This window comes from Pseudomonas fulva NBRC 16637 = DSM 17717, assembly GCF_000730565.1.
GTDB classification, from domain to species: Bacteria; Pseudomonadota; Gammaproteobacteria; order Pseudomonadales; family Pseudomonadaceae; genus Aquipseudomonas; species Aquipseudomonas fulva.
In genome coordinates this window covers 150584-162182 of record NZ_BBIQ01000011.1, presented here as the reverse complement: position 1 = coordinate 162182, position 11599 = coordinate 150584, and the positions used below count along the sequence as shown (strand labels likewise).

Genomic DNA, 11599 nt, shown 5'->3' with positions numbered 1-11599 from the left:
GGACTACCGCGCGCTTAGAAGCAAGAGCAAAAGCATTAGCAAGAGCAAGAGCCAAAACAGCGCATTTCTCTGAACTTGAGAGTTGAGCAGCTGCCCAACTTTCTGGATTACACATCACCCCTGTAGGAGCGGTCGGCCCGGTACCCCAGGAAGGCCGCCCCTACAAGCTACTGTGGGTAATTGGCTAAGTACACTTAAGCACCTTATATATACTTGCCACAGATCACCTATACAGTTCCATCACTGGAAGCCCCCATGCTCTAACAGGGATCGCTACTTGATCAAACCAAAAAGATCAGGGCTGCGAGGCGATAGCCTTCTCAATCGCTGTTCTAAACTCGACGTCATCCGGTTTCGTCAAACTCGAAAAACTACCAATCACCTTGCCCTGGCGATCAATTACATACTTGTAGAAGTTCCACTTGGGCGCACTGCTCTGCCTGGCCAATTCAGCGAACATCGGAATCGCATCCTTGCCCCGCACCGCCTGCTCCTTGGTCATGGTGAACGTCACACCATAATTCGCATAACACACCTTCGCCGTCTTCTCGCTGTCCGCATCCTCCTGCTTGAAGTCGTTCGAAGGCACACCCAGCATCTCCAACCCACGGCCATGGTACTGCTTGTACACCGCCTCAAGCCCCTCGAACTGCGGCGCAAACCCACAATAACTGGCCGTGTTGATCACCACCAAGGGCTTGCCGGCAAACCGCTCGCACAAAGCGACCTCACCCTTGCCCCGCAACTCCGGCAACGAACCCTGCAACACGGCCGGGCATTCGGTCGCCCAGCTGGACGCGCTGGCCATCAACGCCAATACCGGCACCACCATCCACTTCACGCTCATGACATCTCGCTCCTGCTCGATCAACCTTGAACTGGCAGCGTAGTGCCTAACAGGCGCCCATGCCCAATTGCATGAGCGCCATGCCGCCCTCGTGCCACCCCCACCAGACCAGCGTCAGCACCAAAAGCGCCGCCACCGCGAGGGCGATACGGATCAGTCCAGGGCTCATGCCGCTGTTGCCTGCAAGCGTGCCACAGGCCGTTCACGAACCGGCCAGTTGAGCGCCGCAGCCAAGACACTCAGCAGGATCGCGATCTGCCAGACCAGGTCATAACTGCCAGTACGGTCATACACCACGCCTCCCAGCCAACCGCCCAGAAACGCCCCAAGCTGGTGGAACAGGAAGACGATACCGCCAAGCATCGACAAGTTGCGCACGCCAAAGACCGTCGCGACGGTACCGTTGGTGAGCGGTACGGTGGACAGCCACAACAGGCCCATCGCAATACCGAACAGGTACGCGCTGAAGGCACTCACCGGCGCCCAGAGAAACAGCACGATGACGACTGCACGCAGCAGGTAGAGCCCGGTCAGCAACCGTGGCTTGGACAGGCGCCCGCCCAGCCAACCGGCCGTGAACGTGCCCACGATATTGAACAGGCCCACCAGGGCCAGCACGGTCGTGCCCGTGGTGGCTGGCAGATGCTGGTCTACCAGGTACGCCGGCAGGTGCACCCCGATGAACACCACCTGGAAGCCACACACGAAAAAACCTAGCGCCAGCAACCAGAAGCCGGCATGCCCACAGGCCTCACGCAGCGCCTCGCCCAGGGTCTGCTCGTTGCCGTACGCGGGCAAAGGCCGGTCGCGCAACAGGCCTACCAACGGCACGATGAAGGCGACCAGCAGGCCCAGTACCAGCAAGGCGGCCGACCAGCCCAGCCATTGGATCAGGCCGAGGGTGCCGGGCAGCATGGCGAACTGACCGAACGAACCGGCGGCACTGGCAATGCCCATGGCCATGCTGCGCTTTTCAGGCGGCACGGCCCGGCCGACGACGCCCAGGATGACCGAAAAGGACGTACCCGACAGGCCGATGCCGATCAACAGACCCGCGCTCAGTGACAACGACCAGGCAGAATCGGCCATCCCCATCATCGCCAGGCCCACCGCATACAGCACGCCGCCCACCATGACCACCCGCGATGCGCCAAGACGATCGGCCAACGCCCCGGCGAACGGCTGGGCCAGGCCCCAGATCAGGTTCTGCAAGGCGATGGCGAAGGCAAAGACCCCTCGACCCCAGCCGAAATCGGCGCTCATCGGCGCCAGGAACAGGCCAAAGCCGTGCCTGACGCCCAGTGACAGCGCGAGGATCAGCGCCGCCCCAGCCAACACCCATCCACTGGTTCGCCATACAGACGTCATTGTTATTGTCTCCAGCCCATCGCAAGGTCGTCAGGTGCTGCCGCTGATAAAACCTGATATTCCAGGGACGGTGACCGCCCTGTACGTCGAGTTATCAAGGAAGCATTTGGTTACAGCATGAACGCTGGAGCCGACTGACAGCAAGCAGGACATCAGCAGACGTCGCCATTGGTCTATGGCCAGTCGTTTGCGTATCGGTTCGAACGCCGGCGTCGCCTGCCGTGGCAGCGGGTCGGGCAACCCCTGGTCGATCGCCTGCCAGTAACGCCAGGGCACTTTGGCGGTACCCAATTCGTAATCCATCCCGTCCCAGCTGTCTTCGCGGAAACTGTAGAACGCCCAGTGCACGCGGTGCTGATCGAGCACGCCCAGTACGTCCTCCAGGTACTGCCGGCAGCCTGACAGGCGGCGCGTGCAGCCGGACTCGCCCACCACCAGGCGCGAACGGGGCACGTTCGTGGCTTCGGCCCTGTTCAGCGGGGCCTGCAGGTACTGCGCCACGCGCTGGCCGTCCCCTTGCTGAGGCTGGCCGGAAGACCGCGCTGCCGCGATTTGCTCAGCGGATCACGACAAGGCCCAGCAGGACGGTGAGCTCAAGCAGTTCCAGCAGTGCACCTGCGGTGTCGCCCGTGGTGCCGCCCAGACGATTGCACATCACCCTGCGCAATGCCACGAACACGACCGCCGTCAGCACCATTGCCCAGCCGGTCAAAGCCAGGCCCAGGCCAGCACAGGTCAACAGTACCCATCCCGCTGCGCGGCGGGGCATGTGATCGGCCAGTGCCTGGCCTAACCCGCCAGGGCGCACATAGGGAGTACACAGGAACAACCCCAGCATCGCTGCTCGACCAATGACCGGTGCAAGCATCAGTTGCAGGCCAGCCCCCTGCTCGATCAGTGCCCACAAGGCGCAGAACTTGAGCAGCAGCACCAAAACCAGCGTCACCACCGCTGCCGGCCCGCTGCGCGGGTCCTTCATGATCTGCAGCGTGCGTTCACGATCACCAAACCCGCCTAGCCAGGCATCTGCGCTGTCTGCCAGGCCGTCCAAGTGCAGCGCGCCACTGAGCAGCACCCAGAGGGTCAATAGCAAGGCAGCATGCAGCGCCGCCGGAACGCCTTCGAGCCAGTGGCTGGCCAGCCACAGCACCAGACCGAACAGCAGCCCGACCAAGGGGTAGTACAACAACGAGCGGCCCACTTGGCGTGGCGTTGGCATGCCAGGCAAGGTGACAGGCAGGCTGCTTAGAAACTGCAGGGCAATCCAGAATGGCTGCATGCTAACCCTCCTCAACCAGCTGGCCATCCTCGCCGACTTGCAAGCGCACCCGTGCGCCATGGCCGACTTCCACCTGCAACAGCTGCGCCCTGGGCAGGCCCCGGGCGCGGGCCAGCAGCAGGCGCATGACACCCCCATGGGTGACCAGCAGTACGCGCTTGCCGGCATGCTGGCGGTACAACCCCTCGATGGCTGTCAGGACGCGCTGCGCAAACGCCTGGACCGGCTCGCCATTGGGCGGCGTATAGCCATAGGGGTCAGCCCAGAACTGCCCAAGCGCCTGTGCGTCGTGTTCCATGATCTGCAACGCCGTACGCCCTTCCCAATCGCCGAAATGCAGCTCTTGCAATGCAGGCTCGCGCTGCACGGGCAGGCCCAGCCTGGCGCCCAATTCATCGGCGAATCGGCCACAGCGCTGCAACGGCGAACTGACCAATGCCTGCCAAGGCCCTGCGTCGGCCACGGCAGCGCGCATTTGGGCCCAGCCCTTTTCGGTCAGGGCGTCATCGAGGCTGCCACGCAGGCCACCTTGCTCGGTTTCCCCGTGGCGCAGCAGGTCGAGCCTCATGCCGGGCGGTCCTCCACGGCAGCCTCGGCAAAGGTCGCCATCTGCGCGTGTAGCGCGCAGGCCAGCCGCAGCAAGGGCACGGCCAGCGCGGCACCGCTGCCCTCACCCAGGCGCAGCCCCAGGGCCAACAGAGGCTCGGCCTGCAAGGCGCTCAGCACCGCCTGGTGACCAGGCTCCGCACCTTGGTGGGCGAACAACAGCCAAGCGCGGCACTGCGGGTTGAGGCGCACGGCCACCAAGGCCGCCACGGTGCAGATGAACCCGTCCACCAGCACCGCCACACCCGCCTGGGCGCATGCGAGATAAGCGCCGACCAGCGCCGCCAGCTCGAAGCCCCCCACACAGCCCAGCGCACGCAGCGGCTCATCGGCCGCCAGGCGGTGCAAGGCCAGGGCTCGCTCGATGACGTACGCCTTGTGCTGCACGCCGGCGCTGTCCAACCCGGTGCCTGGCCCGCTCAATGTGGCTGGCGGACAGGCGAGCAGTACGCTGGCCAGCGCCGCCGCTGCGGTGGTGTTACCGATGCCCATTTCGCCGCCGATGAACAGCTGTGCACCGTGGGCCGCCGCCCGCAGCGCGCTGTCACGACCTGCCTGCAGGGCGGCTTGCAGTTGTGCCTCGCTCAGGGCGGGCTGTTGGGCAAAATTAGCCGTACCGGGGCCAAGGTGCATGTGGCGAACGCCCGGCAATGCGAGCGTCGGGTCGACAGTGCCGAGGTCGACCACCTCCAGGGTGGCGTGCAGTTGGCGCGCCAGTACGCTGATGGCTGCACCCCCACCGACGAAATTGCGCAACATTTGGCCTGTCACGGCCTGAGGGTACGCCGAAACGCCCTCCTCGACCACGCCGTGGTCGCCCGCGAACAGGCTGATGGCGACGTGCTCCAGCGACGGCCGTTCGCAGCCCTGCAGGCCTGCCAACTGAATGGCGAGCGCTTCGAGCTGGCCGAGCGAACCGGCAGGCTTGGTCAATTGTTGCTGCCGCTCGCGTGCTGCGGCCATGGCCGCCTCGTCAAGGGGCTGGCAGGGCATCTGCCACCAGACAGGGTTCATGATGCAGGTCCTTTGAGCGTGAGTGGGAGGCCGGCGACCGTGAGGATCACCTGCTGGCAGCGTTCGGCCACCGCCTGATGCACGACACCGGCCAAGTCGACGTAACGTCGCGTCAGCTCGCCCATGGGCACCACGCCCAGGCCGGTCTCGTTACTGACCAGGATGATGTGGCCGGGCAGGTGCTCAAGGCAGCCCAACAAGGCATCAAGCTCCTCGGCCAGCCGGCGCGGGTCGTCCAGCATGAGCAGGTTGGTCAGCCATAGCGTCAGGCAGTCCACCAGCAGGCAGCGGTCAACGGCCGCTTCGGCCTTCAGTACGGCGGCCAGGGCCAAGGGTTCTTCGATCAACCCCCACTCCACTGGCCGGCGCTGGCGGTGCAGCTGCACCCGCTCATCGAGTTCGCCGTCCAGCGGTTGACTGGTGGCGATATAGGTCACGGGCAGGCCGCAGGCGGCTGCCCGCTGCTCAGCCAGGCGGCTCTTGCCAGACCGGGCTCCGCCGATCACGAACGTACGCACGTCAAGGTACTCCACACAATTGGCGCAGGCGCTGGGTGTCCAGGTGCTTGTCCACCAGGTCAGCCAGGCGTTCGATGTCGCGCTCGCGCAACGCCTCGTAGTCGATCAGTAGCACGTCTTCAAGCCCAGCCCAGCGCAGCAGGGCCGCGCAGGAGGCGCTGCCCTCGAACAACCCGTGCAGGTAAGTGGCCAACACCTGGCCGTCCGTGCTGATGGCACCCTCGCAGCGACCGTCGGCCAGGCGTATAGCTGGTTGCGCCAGCGCAGGGCCAGTGGTGACACCGGCATGGATCTCGTAACCGGTCACAGGCGATGCATCCAGGTGCAAGGTCCCGGCGACGTTGCGCAACTGCTTGTCGGCTTCCAGCACCGTGGCGTAGTCCAGCAGGCCGAGCCCGGGGCTGGAGCCTGCAGCGCCTTCCAGGCCCAGCGGATCGTGCACCTCGCGCCCAAGCATCTGCAGGCCGCCGCAGATACCGATCACCTTGCCGCCATAACGCAGATGGCGTTCGATGGCCTTGTCCCAGCCGCGCGCACGCAGTTGCGCCAGGTCGCCACGGACACTCTTGGAGCCTGGCAGGATGATCAGGTCCGCTGGCGGCACCGGTTGACCGGGGCCGATGAACTGCAGGTCGACCTGCGGGTGCAGGCGCAGCGGGTCGAAGTCGGTGTGGTTGCTGATACGTGGCAGCACAGGCACGATCACCTTGAGCACACGCTGCTGCTTTTCGCCCTGGCGCCGGTCGATGCCGTCCTCGGCTTCAAGGTGCAGGTCGGTGACGTACGGCAGCACGCCGAGCACGGGTTTGCCGGTGCGCTGCTCCAGCCAGTCGAGCCCGGGTTGCAACAGGGCGATGTCGCCCCTGAAGCGGTTGATGACGAACCCTTTGACGCGCGCCTGCTCGCTGGGCGACAGCAGTTCGAGGGTACCGACCAGGTGGGCGAACACACCCCCGCGGTTGATGTCGGCGACCAGAATCACCGGGCAGTCCACAGCCTCGGCAAACCCCATGTTGGCAATGTCGCCAGCCCGCAGGTTGATCTCGGCCGGCGACCCTGCGCCCTCCACCATGACCACCGGCCAGCCCTGGCTCAGGCGCTGGTGCGAGGCCAGCACGGCCTGCATGGCGATGGCCTTGTAATCATGGTAGGCAACCGCGTTCATGCTGGTCACCGCACGGCCATGGATGATCACCTGGGCGCCGGTGTCGCTGTTGGGTTTGAGCAGCACCGGGTTCATGTCGGTGTGCGGCGCCAGGCGACAGGCTTGGGCCTGCACCGCCTGGGCCCGGCCGATCTCGCCGCCGTCGGCGGTCACGGCGCTGTTGAGGGCCATGTTCTGCGGCTTGAACGGCACCACGCCGATGCCCTGGCGCAGCAGCCAGCGGCACAGGGCAGTCACCAGGGTGCTCTTGCCGGCGTCGGAGGTGGTGCCTTGCACCATCAGGGTCGTCATGTAAGGTCCTTGCGGTAGGCACTGAGGGCTTGGGCCAATCGTCGTTCGTCCGCCTGGCTGGGCGGTAACCCGAAACGCAGGGCCGCCGGCTGCTCGAACAGGCGCACCAGCACCCCGTGTCGTGCGAGGTGATCGTGCAACCGGGCGGCATGCTCGCACCGCACGTACTGGAACAGGTCACAGCCGCCGGCGGGCGCCAGCCCTGCATGGGACAGCAAAGCCGCCAGGCGTTCGCTGGCGCCTGCACAGCGCTGGCGCTGCAGCTGCTGCGTGGCCAGGTCGGTCAGGCTGGCCTGGGCCAGCACCCGGCTGGGGCCGTTGATGGTCCACGGGCCGAGCAATTCGGCCAGGCGCTGCAGCACGCTGTGCTCTGCGGCCACGAAGCCCAGGCGCACACCGGCCAGGCCGAAGAACTTGCCGAACGAGCGCAGCACTATCAAGCCCGGGCATTCGGCACGTTTGATCACAGTGTTTGCGGGGCTGTTGTCCATGAAGGCTTCATCGACCACCAGCCAGCCGCCGCGTGCTGCCAGGCGCTGATGCCACCCCAGCAGTGTGGGCGCAGGCACGACGCGGCCGGTGGGGTTGTTCGGATTGACCAAGACCAGCACGTCGAGGTTGTCGATCGCGTCGTCGACCTGGTGCTCATCCAGCTCAAGCAACGTGTGCCCAGTCCGCTGCCAGGCATAGGGGTGCTCGGCATAACAGGGTGTCAGCACTCCGACTCGGCTCGGGCTGCGTAACAGGGGCAGGGCCTGGATGGCAGCCTGTGAGCCCGCCACGGGCAGCAATCGCGTGGCGCCGTAGTAGCTGCACGCCGCCTGCTCAAGACCATCGTCTGTTTCCGGCAGGCGTGCCCAGGCTTCGATAGGGATCGGCGGTATCGGGAAGGACCAGGGTGCAATGCCACTGGACAGGTCCAGCCACTGCTCGCGGGCGATGCCATATTGCCGAACCGCACGCAGCAGCCGGCCTCCATGTTCAAGCATTCAGGTAAGCTCCCAGACACAACACCAACAGCCACAGCCATACCCCACGCTGCACCAGTGTCCAGCCGCCCTCGATGGCATCGGGGCTGGCCGCAGGGCCGTCGCCCAGGCGCGGGCGGTCGTGCAGTTGGCCGTGGTACACCGCCGGCCCGCCCAACTCGACACCCAGCGCCCCTGCCCCGGCCGCCATGACCGGGCCAGCATTGGGGCTGTCCCATAGCGGCCCCTGGCGGCGCCAGCAGGCCAGCGCCAGGCGGGTTTTGCCCAGCACTGCGTAGGTGAGTGCGACCAGGCGCGCCGGCACATAATTGAGTACGTCATCGATGCGCGCCGCGCACCAGCCGAAGCGCTCGAAGCGTTCGTTTCGATAGCCCCACATGGCATCGAGGGTGTTGCTCAGTCGATAAAGCACCACCCCCGGCGCCCCGGCCACGGCAAACCAGAACAAGGCGGCGAACACGGCATCGCTGCCGTTTTCCAGCACCGACTCGGTGGCCGCCCGCGCCACCGCCGTCTCGTCCAGCTCACGGGTTTCACGGCTGACCAGATACCCCACTCGCCGCCGTGCTTCTTCCAGATCGCCCTGGCGCAAGGCCGTGGCCACCGGCAGCACATGTTCGCCCAGGCTACGCAGCCCCAGGGCGCAGTACAGCGCCAGCACATCGACCAGCCAGCCGATCACCGGCAGCCAGGAGAGCATGAGGGCCAGCAAGGTCAGCGGCACCACGGCCAGGAACCAGGCGCTCACGCCATGACTGCGCCAACCGCGCCCGCCGGCATTGAAGCGCCGCTCCAGGCTGCTGGCCATGTTGCCGAAAGCGACCAGCGGGTGGCGCCGCCGCGGCTCACCGAGCAACGCATCCAGGGCCACACCGGCCACGCTCAGCAACGCCACGCTCATACGCCTTCTCCCCACCGGTTTTCAAACAGCATCTCGTGCAACGGTCGTTCTTCGGTCCAGCTCTGCATGACCAGCATGGGCGCAGGATAGAATGCCGCCACCGGCCCCAGGCACAGCACGGCCACGGGTTTGGCGCCGCTGGGCATGCCAAGCAACGCTGCCAGCGCCTGGGGATCGAACAGCGATACCCAGCCCATGCCCAGCCCTTCGGCACGGGCGGCCAGCCACAGGTTCTGGATCGCGCAGGCGAGCGAGGCCAGGTCCATTTCAGGCAGGGTGCGGCGCCCGAAAATGTGAGGCTCACGGTTGTCCATCAAGGCGGCGACCCATAGTTCGGCGCAATCGTTGATGCCCTCTACCTTGAGCTTCATGAATTCGTCCGAGCGCTCGCCCAGCGCTTGTGCAGTCAACGCCCGTTCGGCCTCCACCAGGGCCTGGATGCGCCCACGCAGGGCCCGCTCGGTGATGCGGATGAACCGCCATGGCTGCATCAAGCCCACGCTCGGTGCCTGGTGGGCTGCGCTGAGTAACCGTGTCATGACCTGCGGCGCCACCTCCCCTTGAGCGAAATGGCGCATGTCGCGTCGCTCGCCGATGGCGCGGTAGACCGCGGCACGCTCCTGGTCGCTGAACGCATGCTCGTTCATGGGCAGAGCAGCGCTGCGGCTGCCTCCGGGTTGGAGGGGAAGTAGAAGTGCACGTAGGACGCGGTCAGGCGGCCCAGGCGATAGACCGCTTCGTTGCCGCGCCCACCGTTGGGGCTCAACCCACGTGCCAGCGGCTCGAGCGCGGTGCTGGTCAAGGAGTGGTGGTAGGTATGGCCGCGCAGTATGCCCTCGGGCAGTTCGACCGCCTGCAGAGCCAGGGCCGCCAGGCGCTTTTGCATGGTCGCCTCCCCCGGCAGCAACCCAAGCAACTCGACCCTGTCCCCGGCCACGTCGGTCAGTGCGTCGAGCAGATACAGCATGCCGCCGCATTCGGCGAGCAACGGCTTGCCCTGGGCATGATGGCCGCGGATGGCCTGGCACATCGAGGTGTTGCGCGCCAAGGCATGATGGTGCAGCTCGGGGTAACCGCCGGGCAGGTACAGGCTGTCCACTGGGGGCAATTCGACGTCATGCAGGGGGGAGAAGAACTGCACCTGTGCGCCTAGACGGCGCAACAGGTCCAGGTTAGCGCCATAGAGGAAGGCAAAGGCTTCGTCGCGGGCCACACCGATACGTACGCCCGCCAAGGTGGCCTGGGCGGGTAACGGATCGGCCGGTTCGAAGGTGACCGCCGGTGGCAAGGCGGCATCGCAACTGGCGCCCAATGCCTGGGCGGCAGCGTCCAGGCGTGCGTCCAGGTCGTTCAACTCGCTGGCCTGCACCAACCCCAGGTGACGGCTGGGCAGTTCGATGCCGCGCTCGCGGGACAAGCCGCCATACCAACGCAGGCCCTCGGTGAGGCTGCCTTCGAGCAGTTGCGCATGACGCAGGCTGCCCACCCGGTTGGCCAGCACCCCGGCGAACGGCAGATCCGGCTGATAACGCGCCAGGCCCAGGGCCAGCGCGCCAAAGGTCTGGGCCATGGCCGTACCGTCGATAACCGCCAGCACCGGCACGCCGAAGTGACGTGCCAGGTCGGCGCTCGAAGGGGTGCCGTCGAACAGCCCCATCACCCCTTCGATGAGGATCAGGTCGGCTTCACCTGCCGCCTCCCAGAGCAGCCGGCGGCTTTCCTCGGCACCGATCATCCACAGGTCCAACTGGCGGACGGGGGCACCGCTGGCGCGCTCGAGAATCATGGGGTCGAGAAAGTCAGGCCCGCATTTGAACACCCGCACCTTGCGGCCCAGATTGCGGTGCAGGCGCGCCAGCGCGGCAGTGACCGTGGTCTTGCCTTGGCCAGAAGCCGGCGCGGCAATCAGGACGGCGGGGCAATGGCGGGCCTGGCTCACAGCTCGACGCCCTTCTGGGCACGGATACCGGCCTGGAAGGCGTGCTTGAGCATGCCCATTTCGGTCACGGTGTCGGCCAGCTCGACCATTTCCGGCTTGGCCGCGCGACCGGTGACGATGACGTGCTGCATGGGGGGGCGAGCCTGGATGTCCGATAGCACCTGGTCCAGATCAAGGTAGCCGTGCTTGAGCGCAATGTTGAGCTCGTCGAGCACCACGAACTGCACCGCAGGATCCTGCAGCAGTTGCCTGGAGACGGCCCATGCCGCTTCTGCCGCCGCAATGTCACGCTGGCGGTCCTGAGTTTCCCAGGTGAAACCCTCGCCCATCACGTGATAGCGCACCTGTTCGGGAAAGCGCCTGAAGAACAGCTCTTCGCCGGTACTGTTGCGGCCCTTGATGAACTGCACCACCCCGCACTCCATGCCGTGGCCCAGGGCCCGGGCAAGCATGCCGAAGGCCGAGCTGCTCTTGCCTTTGCCATTGCCGGTGAGCACCAGCAGCAGGCCGCATTCGTTGGGGGAATTGGCAATGCGTTCGTCGATGACCGCTTTCTTGCGCTGCATCCGTGCCAGATGGCGTTCGTCGCGCTCGGTGGCGTCGCTCATGGGAGGTTCTCCGCTGGCTGACACCGCGATCGAGCGCCGTGTCAGGGAATGGGCAGGCAAACGGAGCGCGCGCA

At 65.8% G+C, this 11599-nt stretch carries 13 protein-coding genes and 1 pseudogene; all 14 read right to left on the bottom strand.

The genetic code is table 11. From position 1 onward, the window contains the following. Nucleotides 1–295: 295 nt before the first annotated feature. Nucleotides 296–847, bottom strand: coding sequence for a glutathione peroxidase (locus PFU01S_RS13100; protein WP_027913937.1), 552 nt, complete (start codon nt 845–847; stop codon nt 296–298). Between the two features lie 46 nt (nt 848–893). After that, entirely contained in the window at nt 894–1016 is a 123-nt protein-coding gene (locus tag PFU01S_RS22650; protein WP_255212321.1) for a hypothetical protein, read from the bottom strand. Beyond that, complete coding sequence (locus PFU01S_RS13095) at nt 1013–2215, bottom strand: MFS transporter (RefSeq protein ID WP_028686859.1); 1203 nt, start codon at nt 2213–2215, stop codon at nt 1013–1015. Before PFU01S_RS13095 ends, PFU01S_RS22650 begins: the two co-directional genes overlap by 4 nt. A gap of 171 nt (nt 2216–2386) precedes the next feature. Beyond that, a pseudogene (locus tag PFU01S_RS13090) lies at nt 2387–2749 on the bottom strand (glycosyl hydrolase); the annotation flags it as partial. A gap of 22 nt (nt 2750–2771) precedes the next feature. Further along, on the bottom strand, nt 2772–3494 hold the full coding sequence (locus PFU01S_RS13085) for an adenosylcobinamide-GDP ribazoletransferase (protein WP_027913934.1): 723 nt from the start codon (nt 3492–3494) through the stop codon (nt 2772–2774). A 1-nt stretch (nt 3495) separates the two neighbouring features. Then, on the bottom strand, nt 3496–4062 hold the full coding sequence (gene cobC / locus PFU01S_RS13080) for an alpha-ribazole phosphatase family protein (RefSeq protein WP_027913933.1): 567 nt from the start codon (nt 4060–4062) through the stop codon (nt 3496–3498). Beyond that, nucleotides 4059–5114, bottom strand: coding sequence for a nicotinate-nucleotide--dimethylbenzimidazole phosphoribosyltransferase (cobT, locus tag PFU01S_RS13075; protein WP_027913932.1), 1056 nt, complete (start codon nt 5112–5114; stop codon nt 4059–4061). Before cobT ends, cobC begins: the two co-directional genes overlap by 4 nt. Next, the gene (gene cobU / locus PFU01S_RS13070; protein ID WP_028686861.1) at nt 5111–5632 is read right to left on the bottom strand and encodes a bifunctional adenosylcobinamide kinase/adenosylcobinamide-phosphate guanylyltransferase; all 522 of its coding nucleotides are present in this window, start codon (nt 5630–5632) and stop codon (nt 5111–5113) included. The genes cobT and cobU overlap by 4 nt, the downstream gene beginning before the upstream one ends. Before the next feature lies 1 nt (nt 5633). Next, on the bottom strand, nt 5634–7088 hold the full coding sequence (locus PFU01S_RS13065; RefSeq protein ID WP_028686862.1) for a cobyric acid synthase: 1455 nt from the start codon (nt 7086–7088) through the stop codon (nt 5634–5636). Further along, the gene (cobD, locus tag PFU01S_RS13060; protein WP_027913929.1) at nt 7085–8077 is read right to left on the bottom strand and encodes a threonine-phosphate decarboxylase CobD; all 993 of its coding nucleotides are present in this window, start codon (nt 8075–8077) and stop codon (nt 7085–7087) included. Before cobD ends, PFU01S_RS13065 begins: the two co-directional genes overlap by 4 nt. Then, nucleotides 8070–8978, bottom strand: a complete 909-nt coding sequence (gene cbiB, locus PFU01S_RS13055; protein WP_027913928.1) for an adenosylcobinamide-phosphate synthase CbiB — start codon at nt 8976–8978, stop codon at nt 8070–8072. Before cbiB ends, cobD begins: the two co-directional genes overlap by 8 nt. Beyond that, the gene (bluB, locus tag PFU01S_RS13050) at nt 8975–9625 is read right to left on the bottom strand and encodes a 5,6-dimethylbenzimidazole synthase (RefSeq protein ID WP_028686863.1); all 651 of its coding nucleotides are present in this window, start codon (nt 9623–9625) and stop codon (nt 8975–8977) included. Before bluB ends, cbiB begins: the two co-directional genes overlap by 4 nt. Next, nucleotides 9622–10917 carry a cobyrinic acid a,c-diamide synthase CobB gene (locus tag PFU01S_RS13045; RefSeq protein WP_028686864.1) on the bottom strand — a complete coding sequence of 432 codons (1296 nt, stop codon included), beginning with the start codon at nt 10915–10917 and terminating at the stop codon, nt 9622–9624. Before PFU01S_RS13045 ends, bluB begins: the two co-directional genes overlap by 4 nt. Continuing rightward, nucleotides 10914–11525 carry a cob(I)yrinic acid a,c-diamide adenosyltransferase gene (cobO, locus tag PFU01S_RS13040; RefSeq protein ID WP_028686865.1) on the bottom strand — a complete coding sequence of 204 codons (612 nt, stop codon included), beginning with the start codon at nt 11523–11525 and terminating at the stop codon, nt 10914–10916. Before cobO ends, PFU01S_RS13045 begins: the two co-directional genes overlap by 4 nt. Nucleotides 11526–11599: the final 74 nt, after the last annotated feature.

Coding starts and splice junctions, on each gene's coding strand:
- PFU01S_RS13100 (WP_027913937.1), bottom strand. CDS start 847: ATGAGCGTGAAGTGGATGGTGGTGCCGGTATTGGCGTTGATGGCCAGC.
- PFU01S_RS22650 (WP_255212321.1), bottom strand. CDS start 1,016: ATGAGCCCTGGACTGATCCGTATCGCCCTCGCGGTGGCGGCGCTTTTG.
- PFU01S_RS13095 (WP_028686859.1), bottom strand. CDS start 2,215: ATGACGTCTGTATGGCGAACCAGTGGATGGGTGTTGGCTGGGGCGGCG.
- PFU01S_RS13085 (WP_027913934.1), bottom strand. CDS start 3,494: ATGCAGCCATTCTGGATTGCCCTGCAGTTTCTAAGCAGCCTGCCTGTC.
- cobC (WP_027913933.1), bottom strand. CDS start 4,062: ATGAGGCTCGACCTGCTGCGCCACGGGGAAACCGAGCAAGGTGGCCTG.
- cobT (WP_027913932.1), bottom strand. CDS start 5,114: ATGAACCCTGTCTGGTGGCAGATGCCCTGCCAGCCCCTTGACGAGGCG.
- PFU01S_RS13065 (WP_028686862.1), bottom strand. CDS start 7,088: ATGACGACCCTGATGGTGCAAGGCACCACCTCCGACGCCGGCAAGAGC.
- cobD (WP_027913929.1), bottom strand. CDS start 8,077: ATGCTTGAACATGGAGGCCGGCTGCTGCGTGCGGTTCGGCAATATGGC.
- cbiB (WP_027913928.1), bottom strand. CDS start 8,978: ATGAGCGTGGCGTTGCTGAGCGTGGCCGGTGTGGCCCTGGATGCGTTG.
- bluB (WP_028686863.1), bottom strand. CDS start 9,625: ATGAACGAGCATGCGTTCAGCGACCAGGAGCGTGCCGCGGTCTACCGC.
- cobO (WP_028686865.1), bottom strand. CDS start 11,525: ATGAGCGACGCCACCGAGCGCGACGAACGCCATCTGGCACGGATGCAG.